Origin of the sequence: Nocardioides sp. cx-169 (assembly GCF_021083605.1) — a bacterium.
Taxonomy (GTDB): domain Bacteria; phylum Actinomycetota; class Actinomycetes; order Propionibacteriales; family Nocardioidaceae; genus Nocardioides.
Map to the genome: position 1 here is coordinate 253,288 of NZ_JAJNRO010000004.1, position 18,286 is coordinate 271,573.

Annotated in this window: 22 protein-coding genes; 3 read left to right on the top strand and 19 right to left on the bottom strand. The window is 72.1% G+C overall.

Annotation, left to right across the window (positions count from 1 at the left end; translation table 11 throughout):
• Nucleotides 1–9: 9 nt before the first annotated feature.
• Complete coding sequence (locus tag LRP67_RS06920) at nucleotides 10–690, top strand: 2-C-methyl-D-erythritol 4-phosphate cytidylyltransferase (RefSeq protein ID WP_231269450.1); 681 nt, start codon at nucleotides 10–12, stop codon at nucleotides 688–690.
• Here LRP67_RS06920 and LRP67_RS06925 read toward each other — a convergent pair.
• From LRP67_RS06925 to LRP67_RS07000, 16 genes are all read right to left on the bottom strand, one after another.
• Nucleotides 677–985, bottom strand: coding sequence for a hypothetical protein (locus LRP67_RS06925; protein WP_231244239.1), 309 nt, complete (start codon nucleotides 983–985; stop codon nucleotides 677–679). The genes LRP67_RS06920 and LRP67_RS06925 overlap by 14 nt on opposite strands.
• Entirely contained in the window at nucleotides 982–1,788 is an 807-nt protein-coding gene (locus LRP67_RS06930) for a 2-C-methyl-D-erythritol 4-phosphate cytidylyltransferase (protein WP_231269451.1), read from the bottom strand. The genes LRP67_RS06925 and LRP67_RS06930 overlap by 4 nt, the downstream gene beginning before the upstream one ends.
• 49 nt (nucleotides 1,789–1,837) lie before the next feature.
• A complete protein-coding gene (locus LRP67_RS06935) occupies nucleotides 1,838–3,166 on the bottom strand; it encodes an NAD(P)H-dependent oxidoreductase (RefSeq protein WP_231269452.1) in 1,329 nt (442 codons plus the stop codon).
• The gene (locus LRP67_RS06940; RefSeq protein WP_231269453.1) at nucleotides 3,163–3,582 is read right to left on the bottom strand and encodes a PTS glucitol/sorbitol transporter subunit IIA; all 420 of its coding nucleotides are present in this window, start codon (nucleotides 3,580–3,582) and stop codon (nucleotides 3,163–3,165) included. Before LRP67_RS06940 ends, LRP67_RS06935 begins: the two co-directional genes overlap by 4 nt.
• Nucleotides 3,579–3,950, bottom strand: a complete 372-nt coding sequence (locus LRP67_RS06945) for a hypothetical protein (RefSeq protein WP_231269454.1) — start codon at nucleotides 3,948–3,950, stop codon at nucleotides 3,579–3,581. The genes LRP67_RS06940 and LRP67_RS06945 overlap by 4 nt, the downstream gene beginning before the upstream one ends.
• A 109-nt stretch (nucleotides 3,951–4,059) precedes the next feature.
• Nucleotides 4,060–4,644, bottom strand: coding sequence for a protein-N(pi)-phosphohistidine--sugar phosphotransferase (locus tag LRP67_RS06950; protein ID WP_269211205.1), 585 nt, complete (start codon nucleotides 4,642–4,644; stop codon nucleotides 4,060–4,062).
• Nucleotides 4,641–5,261: a PTS glucitol/sorbitol transporter subunit IIC gene (locus LRP67_RS06955; RefSeq protein ID WP_231269455.1), complete on the bottom strand. Its 621-nt coding sequence runs from the start codon at nucleotides 5,259–5,261 to the stop codon at nucleotides 4,641–4,643. Before LRP67_RS06955 ends, LRP67_RS06950 begins: the two co-directional genes overlap by 4 nt.
• A 146-nt stretch (nucleotides 5,262–5,407) precedes the next feature.
• Entirely contained in the window at nucleotides 5,408–5,812 is a 405-nt protein-coding gene (locus LRP67_RS06960; protein ID WP_231269456.1) for a transcriptional regulator GutM, read from the bottom strand.
• On the bottom strand, nucleotides 5,809–6,807 hold the full coding sequence (locus LRP67_RS06965) for a sugar-binding transcriptional regulator (protein WP_231269457.1): 999 nt from the start codon (nucleotides 6,805–6,807) through the stop codon (nucleotides 5,809–5,811). The genes LRP67_RS06960 and LRP67_RS06965 overlap by 4 nt, the downstream gene beginning before the upstream one ends.
• Before the next feature lie 147 nt (nucleotides 6,808–6,954).
• Nucleotides 6,955–7,437, bottom strand: coding sequence for a PTS sugar transporter subunit IIA (locus LRP67_RS06970; protein WP_231269458.1), 483 nt, complete (start codon nucleotides 7,435–7,437; stop codon nucleotides 6,955–6,957).
• Nucleotides 7,434–8,828, bottom strand: coding sequence for a PTS galactitol transporter subunit IIC (locus LRP67_RS06975; RefSeq protein WP_231269459.1), 1,395 nt, complete (start codon nucleotides 8,826–8,828; stop codon nucleotides 7,434–7,436). The genes LRP67_RS06970 and LRP67_RS06975 overlap by 4 nt, the downstream gene beginning before the upstream one ends.
• Nucleotides 8,829–8,897: 69 nt before the next feature.
• The gene (locus LRP67_RS06980) at nucleotides 8,898–9,173 is read right to left on the bottom strand and encodes a PTS sugar transporter subunit IIB (RefSeq protein WP_231269460.1); all 276 of its coding nucleotides are present in this window, start codon (nucleotides 9,171–9,173) and stop codon (nucleotides 8,898–8,900) included.
• 31 nt (nucleotides 9,174–9,204) lie between these two features.
• Nucleotides 9,205–10,155, bottom strand: a complete 951-nt coding sequence (locus tag LRP67_RS06985; RefSeq protein ID WP_231269461.1) for a sugar-binding transcriptional regulator — start codon at nucleotides 10,153–10,155, stop codon at nucleotides 9,205–9,207.
• A 158-nt stretch (nucleotides 10,156–10,313) separates the two neighbouring features.
• On the bottom strand, nucleotides 10,314–11,582 hold the full coding sequence (locus LRP67_RS06990) for a dihydrolipoamide acetyltransferase family protein (RefSeq protein WP_231269462.1): 1,269 nt from the start codon (nucleotides 11,580–11,582) through the stop codon (nucleotides 10,314–10,316).
• Nucleotides 11,582–12,604 carry an alpha-ketoacid dehydrogenase subunit beta gene (locus LRP67_RS06995; protein WP_231244225.1) on the bottom strand — a complete coding sequence of 341 codons (1,023 nt, stop codon included), beginning with the start codon at nucleotides 12,602–12,604 and terminating at the stop codon, nucleotides 11,582–11,584. Before LRP67_RS06995 ends, LRP67_RS06990 begins: the two co-directional genes overlap by 1 nt.
• Before the next feature lie 24 nt (nucleotides 12,605–12,628).
• Nucleotides 12,629–13,606 carry a thiamine pyrophosphate-dependent dehydrogenase E1 component subunit alpha gene (locus tag LRP67_RS07000; protein ID WP_231269463.1) on the bottom strand — a complete coding sequence of 326 codons (978 nt, stop codon included), beginning with the start codon at nucleotides 13,604–13,606 and terminating at the stop codon, nucleotides 12,629–12,631.
• A gap of 188 nt (nucleotides 13,607–13,794) precedes the next feature.
• Here LRP67_RS07000 and nirD point away from each other — a divergent pair, with 188 nt between their 5' ends.
• Nucleotides 13,795–14,157, top strand: coding sequence for a nitrite reductase small subunit NirD (gene nirD / locus LRP67_RS07005; RefSeq protein ID WP_231269464.1), 363 nt, complete (start codon nucleotides 13,795–13,797; stop codon nucleotides 14,155–14,157).
• Between the two features lie 13 nt (nucleotides 14,158–14,170).
• On the opposite strand, the gene LRP67_RS07010 is transcribed toward nirD, so the two are convergent.
• The 3 genes from LRP67_RS07010 to ispF form a co-directional block, all read right to left on the bottom strand.
• Complete coding sequence (locus tag LRP67_RS07010; protein ID WP_231269465.1) at nucleotides 14,171–15,556, bottom strand: GntP family permease; 1,386 nt, start codon at nucleotides 15,554–15,556, stop codon at nucleotides 14,171–14,173.
• Nucleotides 15,556–16,083 (bottom strand): gluconokinase, encoded by a 528-nt coding sequence (locus LRP67_RS07015; protein ID WP_231269466.1) that lies wholly within the window; start codon nucleotides 16,081–16,083, stop codon nucleotides 15,556–15,558. Before LRP67_RS07015 ends, LRP67_RS07010 begins: the two co-directional genes overlap by 1 nt.
• Before the next feature lie 102 nt (nucleotides 16,084–16,185).
• Nucleotides 16,186–16,665: a 2-C-methyl-D-erythritol 2,4-cyclodiphosphate synthase gene (gene ispF / locus LRP67_RS07020; protein WP_231269467.1), complete on the bottom strand. Its 480-nt coding sequence runs from the start codon at nucleotides 16,663–16,665 to the stop codon at nucleotides 16,186–16,188.
• 32 nt (nucleotides 16,666–16,697) lie between these two features.
• Between ispF and LRP67_RS07025 the strand changes: the two genes are divergently transcribed.
• On the top strand, nucleotides 16,698–18,251 hold the full coding sequence (locus LRP67_RS07025; protein ID WP_231269468.1) for a molybdopterin-dependent oxidoreductase: 1,554 nt from the start codon (nucleotides 16,698–16,700) through the stop codon (nucleotides 18,249–18,251).
• Nucleotides 18,252–18,286 lie beyond the last annotated feature (35 nt).

Below are 18,286 nucleotides of genomic sequence, written 5' to 3' on the forward strand. Positions count from 1 at the left end.
GGGGGCGCCATGAGTACGCCCGTCGCCCGCCCTGACCACGCGGTGCTGCCGTTGGTCGGCCGGGGGGACGTCCCGTTCGCGCTCCTGCACCGCAGGCCGCTCCACGTCCATGCGGTGCGTGCCCTCGTGGAGCTCGGCTCGCACGCCATCTCGGTGCTCGTCGAGCCGCACCAGCGCGAGCGGGTACGGCATGAGGTCTCCCGCGCGGCCCCGATGGCCCGTGTCCTCGAGGTGGACGAGTGGTGGAAAGAGGTGGTCGCGGCGCCCACCGGCCTGCTCGTCCATGACCCTCTGTGCCCGCTTGCCTCCGCCGGCTTCCTGGCCTCGGTCGCCGACGAGGCCGCGCGCACCGGGATCTCCGCGGTGGCGTTCCGGCCGGTCACCGACACGGTCAAGACCGTCGTCGAGGACCGGATCCAGGGCACCATCGACCGGGAGGGGCTGGCCGGCCTGATCGCGCCCGCGGTCGTGGCCCAGGGGGTGGTCGAGTCTGCCGACGGTCCGCCCCCGCTCGGTGACTTCGGCGAGCTGGTCGCCTGGATGCGCGCGCGGGGCGACGTCTCCTTGGTCAAGGGGCCCTCGCTGGCGCGCCGGGTCGACGACACCTCGGCGGTCAACCTGCTGGAGTGCGTCGACGAGCTGCGCCGGCAGGTGCGCGCCGAGGACCACGCCCCCCTCAGCGACGGATGAGCTCGCGCAGCTCGTGCAGGAACTTGGCCGGCTGCCGCAGCACCGCCGCCGGCAGCCCGACCAGGAAGCCGCGCGGGTTGCGGGCCGCGCGGTGCCACATCCGGCGCGGCTTGCTCGTGAGGCGATGCTCGAGGTCGAGGGCGTAGGCCGGCAGCAGCGCCCGGTGCGAGAGCTCGAGGTGGCTGCCGCAGCGGGTGCAGCGCACCGACTCCAGCAGTCGGCCGGCGTAGTGGAACTCGTGGTCGGTGACGGTCTCGCAGCTGTCGCAGCGCAGGTCCGCGTGCTCGACGCTCATGCGAGCTCCCCGCTATGCCACAGGTCGCCCAGGTGCCGGCGGCCCCGCGCCGGCGCGGTCGCGCGCTCGAGGCCGCCGGACAGGTCCCACGACGCCTTGGCGAGCAGCCGCTCCGCCAGGAAGAGGTCCTCGGGGAAGGTGATCTTGATGTTCCCCGCGTCGCCGGGCACGCAGCGCACGGGGACGTCGGTGTAGCGCTCCATGCAGCTCGCGGTGTCGGTCCCGACGAAGCCGTCCGCCGCGGCCTGTCGGTAGGCGGCCAGGAGCGGCCGCGCGGCGAAGGCCTGCGGGGTCTGCACGGCCACGACCCGGTCCGGCGCCGACTCGGCGCCGTCGAGGGAGGTGAGGTGGCCCTGGTCGCGGACCGGGATGGCACCGCCGTGCTCCGCCGCCGCCGCGATGACGGCAGCGAAGAGCGCCGTCCCCGCCAGGGGCCGGGCGGCGTCATGGATCACGACCACGTCGACCTCACCGCTCTCGATGGCGGGGGCGAGGCTCTGCAGGGCCTCCCACTCGGACCCGTGGCGGCTGTCGCCGCCCGTCACGACCGTGACGTCCGGTGGCTCGACCTCGCGGTCGACCGTGGCCAGCACCTGCTCGCGGTCCTGCTCCCGGATGACCAGCAGGGTCCGGGTGACCGTCGGCAGCCGTCGCGCCCAGCCGAGCGACCAGGTGAAGACCCTTCTCCCGGCCAGCGGCAGCAGCACCTTGTTGGTGTGGTGGCCGGTACGGCGGCCCTCCCCGGCCGCCAGCATCACCAGTGCGGCCCGCGGGGAGGCCGGGTCGGAGAAGGGCGTGGCCACCCTCCGAGCCTAGCCGTCCCCGCGGGCCGTCGAGCATGTCGGACCGCGCTCAGGCGACCAGGGCCGAGCGGAGTGCGGCGAGGCCCGGGACGTCGGCTCCGGCGTCGTCCATCGCCTCCTGGATCCGGCGCATCCGCACGATCAGCAGCGACTCGTCGACCTGCACGTCGTCGTAGGTGAGGGTGTGGTCGACCGGGACGTCGCGGACCAGGGTGGCCCCGGCCAGGACTCCGAGCGGAACGCGGCCCGCCGCGGCGAAGTCGGCCGACGCCTCGATGTGGCCGCGGACCGTCGAACCGCCGATGCCGTCGACCCGCTCGCCGGCCTTCATGGCCCGCTTCGTCTGCGCGCCGACCTCGGCCGTCCAGTGCTCGGAGACCAGGCTGGCCCGCTTGTCGAGCGCCATCTCGTAGACCGTCAGGGGCGCCTCGATGCTGGCCAGGTGGTAGGGCCGGTACAGCGCGAAGTACGGACCGTCACCCATCTGCAGGTAGGTCATCTCGTGGTGCACGTAGGGGTCCTCGGTGCGGATCACCACGAAGACACCCGGGGCGACCGGGCCGGTGCAGTAGTCGACCACCCCGGCGCGGTCCAGGACGCCGCCGTCCTCCTTCAACGCGAAGGTCTGGTGCAGGGTCTGGACCGTCGAGGCCGGGCCGTGCATCCCGGGCGTGCTGACCTCGAGACCGGTCGTGTTGGCCAGCGACGCCATCTCGATCATGGCCTTGGAGCCGTCCACGAAGCTGGTCAGCATCTTGGGGTTCATCTGCTTGCCCGCCGCGCGCTCGGCCAGCGACTCGGGTGTCGCGTACGGGTCGAGCGGGTTGTTCTTGCCCTTGCCGGCGCAGATCACCTCGAAGTTCAGGTCGCGCGCGTAGTCGACCAGGATCTTGGTCTCCACGGGCTCGTCGCCGCGGCATACGGAGTAGACGGCTCCGGACTCCTCGGCGAGGCGGGCCATGTAGCGCCCGATGGTCACGTCGGCCTCGACGGTCAGCGTCGCGACCGAGATGCCGGCGGAGAGGGCGGCGACGGCTACCTGGACGGCGACCTCGGGGACGCCCGTGGCCTCGACCACGATGTCGAGGGGCAGCCCGGCGAGGTCCTCGATCCGCTCGAGGGCGACGCTGTGCCCGGCCTCGACGGCCGCGGCCGCGGCCGCGGGACCGTCGACGTCGACGGCCTCGATGCCGGCCTGGGTGAGGGCCTCCAGGGCCCGCTCGCGCTGGACGTCGAGTACGGCGGACAGGGAGATGCCCGGCATGCGGAGCAGCTGGGCGGCGAGCCCGCGGCCCATCTGTCCGGCTCCGACGAGTCCGACGCGCAGGGGGCGTCCGGTCTCGTCGAGCCTGTGTTGGAGCCGGTCTCGGTAGCTCATGGGGTCACTGCCTTCGGGGAGTCGGGGGAGCGGCTGATCCGGAACGTGTCGCCGACCGCGAGCAGCGGCAGGTCGCCCTTGCGGACACAGACGTCGCCTGGGAGCTTGGCCTCGGTGCGGCCGTCGGCCTTGAGGTCCAGGTGGCCCAGGTTGAGGAGGTTGTCGCGGACGACGTCGCCGACCGCGAGCACCTCGAGCGAGGTGCTCCCCACCAGGACGGTGTCGCCGGGGCGCGGGCCGTCGTCGGCGACGTCGGCCTCGTGGAGCACGGAGATGTCGTGGAGCTCGGCCGGCGAGCCGGCGCCGAAGAAGATGAGCAGCCCGTGCGAGAGGAAGGCCTCGACCTGGCCGCCGACCTGGGTGACCGTCGACTGGTAGACCGTGGCGGTGGTGGCCGCGCTCTCGGTTCCGCTCATGCCTCGGCCACGTCCTCGGGCTTCACGCCGGAGACGAAGAGGTCCTCGGTGATGAACTGCGCGAGCGGACCGGCGGGGCTGGTCGCGTGCACGTCGACGGTCTTGACCTTCTTCATCGGGTAGACCCCGACGCGGGCCGTGCCGCCGCAGTCGATGACGGCGACGGCGATCTTGTCGAACGGCGCCGAGCTCTTGAACCCGTCGAAGGCCTCGCCGCCCGTGAGGTCGGCGATCTTCTGCGCGACGGGGTGGATGCCGCCGCCGGTGATCGACGCGATCAGGGGACGGTCGTCGGTGGGGCAGATCGTGAGGGGTCCGCCCCAGCCGCCCCGACCCTTGGTGACCTGGACCGGCTTGTAGTCGCTCATGGTGGTGCTCCTAGCTGCCGACCGGGTCGGCGTCGAGATGGGGCCGGGGGTCCCGGCCTGGGGAGCCGCGCCGGGCGGGTCAGGGGCAACCCGCCCGGCGCGGGGTCGTTCAGTCCGTGCTGTAGAGCCCGAAGCTCGCCAGGTAGGCGATGACCACGGACAGCGGGCCGGTGACGAGTCGCGAGATCAGCACCGCTGGGACGCCGACTTCGACTGTCTCTGCCTCGGCCTCCCCGAGGGCGAGCCCGACCGGGATGAAGTCGCAGCCGACCTGAGGGTCGATCGCGAAGAGAGCCGGGAGGGCGTACTGGGGTGCGATGTCGCCCTTGGCGATGCGGTCGCCGAGGAGGACGCCGACGACCTGGGCGATGACGGCCCCCGGTCCGAGGACCGGGGAGAGGATCGGGATCGAGCAGAAGATGCTGATCGCGAGCAGCCCGATCAGGTTGCCGGCGAGCGGCTCCACGAGGTGGGCCAGCTTGTCGCCGAGCCCCGACTCGTTGATGATGCCGATCAGCACGGCGATGAACGCCATGAACGGCAGGATGTTGCGGATGACGGTGTCGATCGTGTCGCGGCCGGCTTGGTAGAGGACGCCGACGATGCCGCCGACGGACTTGCCGACGCCGACCAGCACCTTGTTGACGCCGTTCATGCCCCCGCCTCCGGGGGTGTTCGTCGTGGTGGTGCTCATGCCGGCACCTCCTCGGTGGAGGTACGGCGGGCCAGCATGCGCGCCGTGATGATCTCGGTGACGATGCCGCGGATGAGGATCACGAGCATGCCCACCAGCAGGTAGCGCACGGCCAGGTCGCTGGTGCCCAGGCCGAGCTGGGTGATGCCGGCGGCGATCCCGAAGTACACGAACAGCTCACCCGCGTTGGCGTGCGGGAAGAGCCCGGTGATCGGGTGGACGAAGCTCACGGCCGAGTCGTAGAACGCCGGCTTGTAGCGCTCCGGCAGGAACCGGCCCATGGTGTAGGCCATCGGGTTGGTCAGGAAGAAGACCGACACGACGGGGAAGATCAGGTACCGCACGGGGTAGTACTGAATGCCCGGCCGCGCGGCGTACTCGCCGAGCTTGTCGATCCGCTCGGGCCCGATCCAGCGGATCAGCGCGTTGACCGCGGTGAGCAGCACGACCAGGGTCGGGATGATCCCGGTGACGAGACCCAGGAAGACCTCGCCGCCGGCTTCGAAGAGGCCGATGAACCAGTCGGCGGCGTCGGCGAGCGCGCCGAACACACCCCCTGGCTCGTCGACCGTTGTCTCGGCGGCGGTGAGGTTCGCCGCCAGTTGGGTGAATGGCATGATTGCTCCTGTCGAGTCGACCCTCGCGTGAAGGCCTGGTCGGTGATGCTTGCCTGGCATCGATGGTTATTCCGCGGGCGGACCCGCTCGACTCCTGCGCCGCTCGTCAGTCCGGGCTCCACCCCGGACCGGCGAGCGGCGTGCTGCTACACGGGCGCCCGATCGATCGTGTCCACCCCCTGGCGCAGCAGCGTGACGGCCTGGCGTGCGGCCTCACGCTCCTGCCGGGTGAGCTGGGGGAAGTCGCGGTCGCCCTGGATGTGGTTGACCTTGACGTCGAAGAGAGCCGGGACCGGTCGGGCGCGGGCGAAGGTGGTGAAGCCGCGCAGCGAGATGGCGTCGCGCACGATCCGGTGGTCGTCGACCGCGAGGGCGACGAACGCCCGTCCGCCGCGGTAGCGCTTGCCGGCGACGCCGACGGTGACGGTGCCCGACTTCCGCAGCTCGCGCACGCGCCGGTTGAACGCCATGGACTGCTGGTAGGTGAAGTAGAGCTGGACCAGCCAGCCGGCGACGACGGCCACGAGCAGCCAGAGAGCGGTGGAGGTCATGAGTTCTTCCTGTCGGTAGAGCCGGTGGCGGACCCGCCGCGCACCTCGCTGAGGATGCTGCGGGCGAGGGTCTCGTCGCAGACGAGGGAGTCGATGATGTGCCCGCGCAGGGCGCCCACGACGCCGGGCGTCTTCGCGCGCCCGTAGGCGACCCCGACGACCTGGGGGATGGCGACGAGGTCCTCCAGAGGGAGCCCGAGGATGCGGTCGTCGACCGCGCCCCGCACGGGAGTCCCGTCGGCGGTGAAGTAGCGGGCCGCGACGTCGCCGACCGGCCCGGCGTCCCAGAACGCGCGACGGTCGGACTCGCTGAGGCTCAGCGAGTCCAAGATGGCCGACGACGAGCCGTGCGAGGGCGTGCCGACCCCGACGAACGCGATGTCGGCGCGCCCCGCCTCGACCAGCGCCTCCGCGATCGAGGGCTCACGGGTGAGCGCGTCACGCGAGGCTCGGGTCTCGAGGGTCGCGGGGGCGTGCAGGAAGCGGTACTCCGCACCCAGGCGGACGGCGAGCTCACGCACCAGCTCCTGGCCGCTGATCTCGTTGCGTACCGACGACAGGCCGCCGACCAGCTGCACCAGCGAGAGCCGGTGGAACTCCTGGTCGCTGGTCGTGGCGTACACCATTGACTGCAGCGCGTGGCCCCACGACAGCGCGACCCGCACCGAGTCCTTGAGGTTGTCGAGCAGCAGCCGGGCCGCTTGGGTGCCGACCTGCTCCTCGATCCGCGCGGCGGGGCCGAGGCTGGCGGAGGCCACCCGGACATCGCGCAGCCCGAAGGCCCGCTTCAGCTCGTCCTCGAGCTCGTGCACGCGGCCCGCCGGGTCGTTGATCCGGATCTCGACGATGCCCCGACTCAGCGCCTCCGAGAGCATGCGGGACACGTTGGACCGGCTCGTGCCCAGCTCGTCGGCGACCTGCGCCTGCGACTTGCCCGCCAGGTAGTACAGGCGCGCGGCGGCCAGCAGCATCGCTGGGTCGCGGGGATTCGGCACGGTCGTCACCTTTGTGCGTAAGGTTCGTCACATATGGTCACGACATGTATAAGAGTGTGAAGCAGGTCACGTCAAGCCCCCGAGGGGGTCCAATTCCCCCCGAGCGGTGATTCCGGCGCGGCGCTCGGGTGCGGCCGGCGGGCGCGCTCACCCCTCCAGCAGTGTCGTGAAGCGTGCCGCCAGCGCCGTGGGGGTGTCGGGGTCCGCCAGAAGGCGCTCGCGCAGGTCGGGGCGCTGCAGAGCCGTGATCAGGCGACCCAGCAGGCCGACCTGCTGCTGGGGGTCGTCGACCAGCAGCAGCAGCACCAGCTCGGCCTCGACCGTGCGGTCCTTGCTGCCCATCTCACCGAACGTGAGCGGGGCGGGCGGCACCAGCGCCGCCAGGGCCGGGACGCGCACGTGGGTGGCGTCCGCGTGCGGGATGGCCACCGGCACGGGAAGCGGCAGTCCGGTCGGGTACGCCTCCTCCCGTGCCAGCAGGGCGTCGACGTACGTCGGGGCGGCGAAGCCCTGCTCGGTGGCCGCCCGCCCCAGCAGCCGCAGCGCCGAGGTGGCGTCGCGGATGCCGGCGGCGGACGACCCCACGAAGCAGAGCGACGCCTCGAGGACCGGCTGGGAGGCGTCGGTCACGGGCCCACCGGAGCGGCGCTCTGCGCCTGGGCCTCGGCCTCGTCGCGCTTGAGGACGATCCGGCGCACGAACAGCGCGAAGGCCAGCGCGATCACGAGGCCGGCAACGGGACCGACGGGGCCGAGCTCGCTCAAGGCGACCAGGGCCCCCGTGAGGGGGTTGGCGCCGTCGACGAGGGAGGAGATGGTGTTGGAGCCGGTGGAGTTCTCGAAGCCCGAGGCCAGGGCCACCGAGGTGAAGGTGGGTGCGAGGGCCGTGGCGATGAACAGCCCGCCACCGATGGCGATCGCGCCACCGATGACCGAGCGCACGATGTTGCCGCGGAAGATCGGCACCATGACCGCCACGATGAACGGGATCGTGGCGAGGTCCACCAGCGGCAGCACCCGGTTGCCCAGGGGAGCCAGCGCGATGGCGACGAGCAGGGTCACGGGCACCAGGATCAGCGAGGTGGCGATCACGGCCGGCTGGCCGACGGCGATGGCGGAGTCGAGGCCGATGTAGTACTTGCGGCCCGGGAAGCGCTTGGCCATGAAGTCACGGGCGGCCTCGGAGACGGGCACGAGGCCCTCCATCAGGATCGCGACCATGCGCGGCAGGATGACCATGACCGCGGCGACGGTGATGCCGAGGGTCAGGATGCTGATCGAGTCGGCGCGCGGGTCGTCGAACCCGAAGCCGGCGATGCCCAGCAGCAGCCCGATGACCAGGCCCACGAAGAGGGTCTCGCCGAAGATGCCGAAGCGCCGCTGGATCGCGACCGGGTCGGCCTCGATCTTGTTGAGGCCGGGGATCTTGTCCATCAGCCGGTTGAGCGGGATCGCCAGCAGGGCGTACGGCGCCGAGGTGCCGTGCGGGAAGGAGATGTCGGGGAAGCCGAAGTACTTCTGGATCATCGGCGCGGCCAGGTCGGCCAGGGCGAGCACCATGATCATGGCGACGCCGGCGGCGAACAGGCCCCACCAGAAGCTGTCCATGACGACGGCGACCAGTGCGCCGCCCAGGGCGAAGTGCCAGTAGTTCCACAGGTCGATGTCGAAGGTGCGAGTCAGCCCCGCGAGCAGCAGGACGACGTTGAGCGCCAGGCAGAAGGGGATGATCACCGCGCCCACCTGGGAGCCGAACGCGATCGCGGCGCTGGAGGGCCAGCCGACATCGATGATGTCGAGGTCCACGTTGAGGCGGCCGGCCAGGGCCTGCGCGACCGGGCTGATCGAGTTGCCGAGCAGGCCGATGACCAGGTTGATGCCCACGAAGCCGACGCCGATGAGCACACCGGAGCGGACCGAGCGGGAGAAGCTCTGCCCGAGGGCCATCGCGAAGACCGCGATGAGGACCGGGAGCACGACCGCGGCTCCGAGGTCGTTGATGTAGGCGCTGACGGCTTCCATGGGATCACCTTCTGTGAGGTCGAGGCGGCGGGGTCGATGCGGAGGGCGGGCGGGGGAGGCGGGGTCCGGTCACTGCAGGTGGGAGACGACGTCGGCCAGGGCCTGGTCCTTGCCCATCCCGGTCAGGAACGGCAGACCGGGGACGACCGGGACGGTGATGCCGTCGGGGACCGCGGTCGTGGCGACGATGACGTCGACGTCGGGGGTGGAGCCGAGCAGGTCCATGACCTTGCCCTGGGTGACCTGCACGTCGATGCCCTGCGCGGCACAGTGCTCCTTGATGCTGCTGGCGACCATGGTCGACGTGGCGACGCCGGTGCCGCAGATGACGAGGACCTTCTTCACGGTGGTGCTCCTTCGGGTGGGGGCGTGCGGGTCAGTGGCTGAGCAGGCTCCGGGCGAGGGCCTCGTCGACGACCAGGCCGTCGACGTGGTGGCCCCGCAGGGCACCCAGGACGGCGGTCGTCTTGGAGCGACCGACCGCGACCCCGTAGACCACGGGGATGTGGTTGAGGTCGGCCAGGTTGACGCCGACGACCCGCTCCTCGACCGGGCCGCCGACGGGCTCGCCGCTCGCCGTGACGTAGCGGCCGGCGAGGTCGCCCACGGGGCCGCGCGCCCAGAAGTCCCGGTCCTCCTCCTCGTCGAGGCGCAGGGACTCGAGCACGGCCGCCGACGAACCGTGGGTGGGGTCGCCGACGCCGACGAAGGCGAGGTCCGCGCTACGGGCCAGGCCGAGGGCCGCGCGCACCGAGGACTCCTCGAGCAGCGACCGGGCGGCCTGGGCGGACTCGAGCGTCGCGGGGGCGTGGAGCAGGCGGTAGGAGGCCCCGAGCCGCACGGCGAGCTCGCGCACGAGCTCCTGTCCGCTGATGTCGTTGTTGACCGCCGAGACGCCGCCGAGGAGCTGGACGACCGTCACGTCGTGGTCGGCGTCGGTCGTCACCGCGAAGACCATCGACTGCAGGGCGCTGCCCCAGGACAGGGCCACGGTCATCGGCTCCTTGAGGCTCTCCAGGAGCAGGCCCGCGGCGAGGCCCCCGACCCGATCCTCGGCGCTGGCGCCGGACCGGGCCCCTCGGGGGGCGACCCTCGCCTCGGTGAGGCCGAAACGCGTGGCGAGCTGCTCCTCGAGCTGGCGGTGCCGGCCTGAGGGGTCGTTGAGCCGGATCTCGACGATGCCCTGCCGCTTGGCCTCGTCCAGCATCCGCGACACGTTGGACCGGCTGGTGCCGAGCTCCTCGGCGATCGCCGCCTGCGACCGGTCCTCGACGTAGTAGAGGTACGCGGCGCGCATGAGCGTGCTGGGGTCTCGTGGGGCTGCCATCGTCACCTTTGTGCATCTTGTGATCACATCTGGTAGGCAGGACTGTCGCCTGTAACGTGCGTCACGTCAAGGGGTTGACAGGGGTCGCGTGGGAGCGCCCATCGGCGCCGCGGGACCCGCAGGTCCCGCGACGCCGGCGCGGTGGGTGAGCGGCGGGGCTAGAGGGCCCCGCTCAGCCGCGCGGCGAGGCGCTGCAGGAGCTCCGCTGCGTGGGCGCCGTCGGCCACCCGGTGGTCGACGGTGAGGCCGGCCTCGACGGTGAGGGCCGAGCCCACGCCGCCGGGGACCGCGACCGGTCGCTGCCGGATGCTGCCGAGGGACAGGACGCTGGCCTGGGGCGGGGTCAGCAGCGCCTGGAAGCGGTCGACGCCGAGACCGCCCAGGTTGGACAGCGAGCCGTTGGCTACGCCCATGTAGGCCGAGTCCAGCTTGCCGGCGTGCGCCGAGCGGACCACGGCGCGGATCTCGGCGTCGAGGTCCGCCGCGCTCCCGAGGTCGGGCTCGAGGAACGTCGGCACCAGCAGCCCGCGGTCGGTGGCCACGGCGAGTGCGATGCTCGGCGGCCCGCTCTCCGTGGCGCGGTCGTCCTCCCAGCGGCACAGCAGGTCCGGCACCTCGCGCAGGGCCGCGGCGTACGCCCGCAGCAGCACGGTGGTCCAGGAGACCCCCTGGCGCAGGCCGTCGACCGCGTCGAGCTCGATCGTGCGCCATGCCGTGAACTGCGGGATCGCCGCGCTCGGCGTCATCTTGCGGGCCACGGCACCGCGGATGGCTGTCTTGCGGTCGCCGGCCGGGCGGGCCTGCGGCTGAGGCGCCCTGGCCGGTGTGGCCGGTGTGGCTGGCGCGGCCGGTGGTGCGGCCGGCGGCGCCGCAGGGGTAGCGACGGGCTGGGCCAGCGCCTCCACGTCGGCGACGCGGATCAGCCCGTCCGGGCCGCTGCCGACCACGTCGGCCAGGTCGATGCCGCGCTCGGCGGCGAGGCCGCGGGCGCGGGGGACGGCCGCGGGCGGTCCGGAGGAGGCCGGATCGGGCGGTGCGGGCGCCGCAGCCGGGTCGGGTGCGGGGGAGTCCTCGGCCTCCAGCACGGTGCGAGGGGCCTCGGTGGCGGGCACGTCCTCCGTGGTGGTCTCGACGGCCGCGGCGTCGGGCTCCGGCGCCATCAGCAGGTCGCCGAATCCGCCGCCGGTGTCCTCGCCCTCGACCCACCCGATGGGGTCGCCGACGTTCGCGACGCCGGAGGCGACCACGATCTCGACGAGGCGCCCGCTGACGGTGCTCTCGACCTCCATGTCGACCTTGTCGGTCATGACCTCACAGACGACGTCGCCCTCGGCGACCTCGGCGCCGACCGCGACCATCCACTCCGAGACCTCGCCCTCGGTCATCGTCATGGACATCTTGGGCATCCTGATGGCGAGGCGCGTCATCACGACTCCTTCATGATCGTGAGCGCCTGGTCGACGATGTCGGCGACCTGCGGGACCGAGGCGGTCTCGAGCTGAGGCGCGTAGGGGATGGGCGCGTTGAGGCCGCTGAGACGCTTCACCGGTGCGAGCAGCCGGTAGATGGTGGGGGACTCGGTGATCCTCGCGGCGATCTCGGCCGTGAACCCGCCGTGTCCCGGGGCCTCCTGGACCAGCAGCACCCGGCCCGTGCGGCCGACGTCCTCGAGGATCGGCGCGTCGTCGAGAGGGCTCAGGGTGCGAGGGTCGATGACGGAGACGTCGACGCCCTCGTCGGCGAGGATGCCGGCGGCCTCGAGCGAGCGCGACACCATGACGCCGGTGGCGACGATGGTGAGGTCGCTGCCACGGCGGACGACGTTCGTCTTCCCGAGGGGGACGCGGACGGCCTCCTCGGGGACGGGGCCGGAGGTGCGGTAGAGGAGCTTGTGCTCCAGCACGATGACCGGGTTGGGGTCGTCGATCGCGGACAGCAGCAGGCCCTTCGCGTCCGCCGCCGAGGACGGCATGACGACCTTGAGACCCGGCACGTGCGCGAACCAGGCCTCGAGGCTCTGAGAGTGCTGCGCGGCCGCGCCGGTGCCGGAGCCCAGGGGGGCCCGCAAGACCATCGGCACGGTGGCGGCGCCACCGAGCATGAAGTGGATCTTGGCGGCCTGGTTGACGATCTGGTCCATCGCCTGGTTGGTGAAGTCGGAGAACTGGATCTCCACGATGGGCCGCATCCCGGCGAGGGCCGCGCCCACCGCCGCGCCGACGATGCCGAGCTCGGAGATCGGGGTGTCCCGGATCCGCTCGGCGCCGAAGCGGTGGTAGAGGTCGCCGCTGACGCCGAAGGCGCCGCCGTAGATGCCGATGTCCTCACCGAGCATGAAGACCCGCTCGTCGGCCTCCATGGCCTGGCCAATCGCCTCACGGATGGCTTCGGAGTAGGTGATCTCGCGGCCGGTGTCGGTGGGCGCGCTGGTCGTCTGGGTGCTGGTCATGGGGGCTCCTGGGGGATGGGCGGGTCAGACGGGCGCGAAGACCGCGTCGAGGAGGTCCGAGGGGTCGGCGTCGGGGGCGGAGTTGGCGGTGCGGACCGCGTCGCGCATCTCCTCCATCGCCTGCGTCCGGATGCCCTGGATCTCCTCCTCGGACAGCAGTCCCGACTCCTTGAGGTCGTGCTCGAAGCGGAGGATCGGGTCCTGGGCTCGCCACTCCGAGATCTCCTCCTTGGTGCGGTAGAGGTTCTTGTCGGACTTGCTGTGGCCCTTCCACCGGTAGGTGAGGTTCTCCACCAGCGTGGGGCCCTCACCGGCGCGCGCCCGGTCGACCGCCGTGCGGGTGGCCTCGTAGACGGCCGAGACGTCGTTGCCGTCGACCGTGACGCCGGGGATGCCGTAGGCGGCCGCGCGGTCGGCGATGTTCTCGACGGCCATCGACTTCTCGGTCGAGAACGACATGCCGTACTTGTTGTTCTCGCAGACGAAGACGACCGGGAGCTTCCAGATGGCGGCGAGGTTCACCGCCTCGTGGAAGGCGCCCTCGTTGGTGGCTCCGTCGCCGAAGAAGCAGGCGACCACCCGGTCCTCACCGCGCATCCGGTAGGCGAGGGCCGCGCCGGTCGCGATCGGGATGCCCCCGGCAACGATGCCGTTGGCGCCGAGGTTGCCGGTCGCCACGTCGGCGATGTGCATCGAGCCGCCGCGCCCGCGGCAGTAGCCGGTCTCCTTCGCGAGCAGCTCGGCCATCATGCGGGTCAGGTCGGCGCCCTTGCCGATGCAGTGCCCGTGACCGCGGTGGGTCGAGGTGATGGCGTCGTCCGGGCGCAGCGCCATGCAGACGCCGGTCGCCGAGGCCTCCTGACCGATCGACAGGTGCATGGTGCCGTGCATGAGTCCGCGGGCGAAGAGGTCGTCCACGGCCTCCTCGAAGCGGCGGATGCTCCACATCGTGTGCAGGGCGTGGCGGGCTGCCTCCGCCGTGGCCATCGGCGCGTCGGTCATCGTTCCTCCTGATGCACATATGTGCGTGTATCAATCACGTATGACCGCACAGTAGGTGACGCGGGTCACCCGAGGCAAGGGTCGGCCGCGGCGGTCGGGGCGCGGGCGATCGTTTTCACGGCTGTTACACGGCGAAACAGGGGGCACACACGCGCAACCTAGGTTCCGAGACACGAAAGGAGGTCGCGATGACACCTCGCTCCCCTTACGCAGAGGAGTGGCAGCCGGTCTGCCGGGTGGCCGAGCTCGAGGTCGAGCGCGGCGTCACGGCGCTGGTGCACGGCCAGGCGATCGCGATCTTCCGGACGCAGGACGACCACGTCTACGCCCTCGGCAACCACGACCCGTTCGCCAAGGCCTCGGTCATCGCGCGCGGGATCGTGGGAACCCGAGGCGACGTCCCGTTCGTCGCGTCCACCTCGCACCGCCACGCTTTCGACCTGCGCAGTGGCAAGTGCCTTGAGGACGCCCACATCTCCGTTCCGGCGTACGACGTCAAGGTGGTCGACGGCGTCGTGCTCGTCGGCCACCGCAAGATGCACGCGGCCTGAGTCGACCCGGCTGCTAGATCACCAGGTTGAGCAGGAGCACGAAGATCAGGCCGGTGACCGACAGGATCGTCTCCATGGCCGACCAGGTCTTGATGGTCTGGCCGACCGAGATGCCGAAGTACTCCTTGACCAGCCAGAAGCCGGCGTCGTTGACGTGGGAGAAGAAGACCGACCCGGCCCCGACGGCGAGGACGACGAGCGAGGTCTCGCCCTGGCTGAGGCCCTCGGCCAGGCCGACCACCAGGGCGGAGGCGGTGATGGTCGCGACGGTGGCCGATCCCGTGGCCAGGCGGATCAGGACCGCGAGCAGCCAGGCCAGGACGATCACGGAGACGTCGAAGTCCTGGGCCCAGTCGGCGAGCCGGGTGCCGATCCCGGTGTCGACCAGCACCTGCTTGAAGCCGCCGCCGGCACACACGATCAGCAGGATCCCGGCGATCGGCGGCAGGGACGACTCGATGGACGTGGCGACGGCCTCGCGGTCCATGCCCGCGCCGCGGCCGAAGGTGAAGATCGCGACGACGACGGCGATCAGCAGGGCGACGACCGGGGTCCCGACCACGTCGAGCACCCGCTGGACCGGATCGTCCTCGTCGTCGATGAGGATGTCGGCGAGCGCCTTGCCCATCATCAGCAGCACCGGCAGCAGGACGGTGAAGAGGGTGACCGGGAACGACGGCCGCCGCTCCACCGTCTCCGACTCGCGCGCCTCGAAGCGGTCGGGCGCCGGCACCGGCACCCACCGCCCGGCGATCGGCGCGAACAGCGGCCCCGCGACGACGACGGTGGGGACCGCGACCAGCACTCCGAGCGCCAGCGTGGTGCCGAGGTCGGCGCCCAGAGCGTCGATGGCGACGAGCGGGCCGGGGTGCGGCGGCACCAGGCCGTGCATCGCCGAGAGGCCGGCCAGGGCGGGGATGCCCACGGTGACGAGGGAGAGCTGCGCGCGCCGGGCGACCAGGTAGATCACCGGCATCAGCAGGACCAGCCCGATCTCGAAGAACATCGGCAGCCCGATCAGCGCTCCCACGGCCGCCATGGCCCACGGCAGGCTCCGCGTGCTGGCGCGGCCGACGATGGCGTCGACGATCTCGTCGGCGCCGCCGGAGTCGGCGAGCAGCTTGGCGAACATCGCACCGAGCGCGATCAGGATGCCGACGCCGGCCGCCGTGGTGCCGAAGCCGGTCGTGAAGCTGGTGACCACGTCGGCGACGTCCACGCCGGCGACGACCCCGACGGCGAAGCCGCCCACGATCAGTGCGAGGAACGGGTGCACCTTGAGGAAGGTGATCAGCCCGACGATCAGCGCGATGCCGACCAGGGCGGCGAGCACCAGCCGGCCGCCGCCGGCGACCGGCTCGGTCAGCTCGGTCGCGGCCAGGATGACGGCGGGGGACATCAGCCGACCCCGGGCGGGGCCAGGTGTCCGGCGACCTGCTCGACGATCGCGTCCACCGACTGGTCCACGTCGACGACGAAGCCGTGCTCGTCGGCCTCGAGGGGCTCGAGGGTGGCGAACTGTGAGTCCAGCAGCGAGGCCGGCATGAAGTGCCCGGGCCGGGTGGCCTGGCGGCGGGCGATGACGCCGCGGTCGCCGTGCAGGTGCACGAAGGCCGTCTCGGGTGCGTGCGCCCGCAGCCGGTCGCGGTAGGCCCTCTTGAGCGCCGAGCAGGTCATCACCCCGCCCCCCTCGTGGTCGGCCAGCCAGATCCCCAAGGCCTCCAGCCAGGGCCGGCGGTCGTCGTCGTCCAGGGCGTGGCCGGCGGTCATCTTGGCCACGTTGGCCGCGGGGTGGAAGTCGTCGGCGTCGGCGAAGGGGGCGCTCAGGCGCTGGGCGAGGGCGGCGCCGACGGTGCTCTTGCCGGACCCGGACACGCCCATGACCACCACTGGTCCCCCCCCGTGGTGACGCCCGTCTGGAGACATGGCCGACAGCCTGCCCACCTGATCTGGTCTTGACAAGGGAGAGGGCCAGAACGTCTGGCCGAGACGGCGATGGACGAGGTCATCGCCTCGGGAGGCCTCGCGTCAGGCCTCGCTCAGCAGCAGGGCCGTGGCGATGGCGGCGACACCCTCGCCGCGGCCGGTGAGGCCGAGGCCGTCGGTCGTGGTGGCGGAGACGCGCACCGGCGCGCCGGCGGCGCCCGACAGGGCGGCCTCGGCCTCGGCGCGTCGCGGCCCCAGACGGGGGCGGTTGCCGATGACCTGGACGGCGAGGTTGGCGATCTCGAATCCGGCCTCGCGCACGCGCCGTGCGGTCTCGCCCAGGAGCGCCGCCCCGGAGGCACCGGCCCAGGCCGGGTCCGACGTACCGAAGTTCGAGCCGAGGTCACCGAGGCCGGCCGCCGACAGCAGCGCGTCGCACGCCGCGTGGGCCGCGACGTCGGCGTCGGAGTGGCCTTCGAGCCCGGCGGGCTCGTCGGGCCAGGCCAGGCCGGCGAGGTGGAGGGGGACGCCGGGGACGAGCCGGTGGACGTCGGTGCCGATACCGATCCGGGGCTGCTTCACCCCCCGATGATGCCTGAGCCACAATCGAGGGTGTGACGTCGACTCGTGGGGCCTGGCCTCTGGCCGGGATCCTCGCCGGTGCGGCGGGGCTGACGACGAGCTACCTCACCGCCAACCTGCTCTCCATCCGCGAGTCGCCCGTGGTCGCCGTGGCCGAGGACGTCATCCGGCTGACCCCGGGCCCCGTGGCCGAGGCGGCGATCGACCTGCTGGGGCATCAGGACAAGGCGGTCCTGGTCGCCGGGATCCTGGCGGTCGTCACGGTGCTGTTCGCCGTCGTCGGCCACCTCGCCCGGAGCAGCTGGTGGGCGCCGGTGCTGGTCCTGACCGCGCTCGCGGTCGCGGCGGCATTGGCGGTGCTGCTACCGCAGGGCACCGCCAACGCCACCGACGCGCTGCCGGTGCTGGTGGGGTTCGTGACCTGGTTGGTGGCCCTGTCGCTTCTCGCCGCCCCGCTGCGTACGGCGGACGTGGCGACCGAGTCGATCGAGCTCGGTGAGCCGGCCGCCGCGATGCCGGAGTCCTCGCGGCGAGGGTTCCTCATCGGTGCCGGCGCGGTCGCCGGCACGGCGGCGGTGGCGGGAGTGCTCGGACGGTTCGTCGGTGCGGGGCGCCGCGAGGTGGAGCGCATCCGCGGGCTGCTGCGGCTGCCGGGCGTGAGCGCCCCCCAGGTCCCGCCGCGCGCCCTCATTGGCGCCGACGGCATCTCGCCGTGGCTGACCAGCGCCACGGACTTCTACCGCATCGACACCGCCATCGCCATCCCGGTGATCAACCCGAGTGACTGGCGGCTGCGCATCCACGGGCTGGTCGACCGCGAGATCGAGCTGACCTTCGACGAGCTCAACGCCTTCGAGAAGACCGAGGCCTGGGTGACGCTCAACTGTGTGTCCAACCCGGTCGGCGGCGACCTCATCGGCAACGCCTGGTGGAGCGGGGTCCGCGTCGCCACGCTGTTGGCCGACGCCGGTGTGCAGCCGGGCGCGGACGCGGTCCTGCAGACCTCCGAGGACGGCTGGACCTGCGGCACCCCGCTGGAGGTGCTGACCGACGACCGCGACGCGATGCTGGCGGTCGCCATGAACGGCAAGCCGCTCCCCATCGAGCACGGCTTCCCGGTGCGCACGATCGTGCCCGGGCTCTACGGCTACGTCTCCGCGACCAAGTGGGTGGTGGACCTGGAGGTCACGCGCTTCGCCGACATCCAGGCCTACTGGACCGAGAAGGGCTGGGCCGAGCGTGGCCCGGTCAAGCTGGCCTCGCGGATCGACGTACCGGACTCGGGTGCCGAGGTCGCGGCGGGCGAGGTGACCGTCGCCGGGGTCGCCTGGGCCCAGCACACCGGCATCTCGGCCGTCGAGGTCGCCGTGGACGGCGGTGCCTGGCAGCAGGCCGACCTCGCCGACCCGGGCACGATCGACACCTGGGTGCAGTGGCGCGCGGTGGTCGACCTGGAGCCGGGCGAGCACCGCATCGTGGTCCGCGCGACCGACGCGGAAGGACTCGTGCAGACCGAGGTCGAGCGCGACGTCCTGCCCGACGGCGCCACCGGCCGGCATGGCATCGACCTGTCGGCGTCCGGCTGAGCGGCGGGCGTCGCCGTTACCAGAGCCGCGTCAGC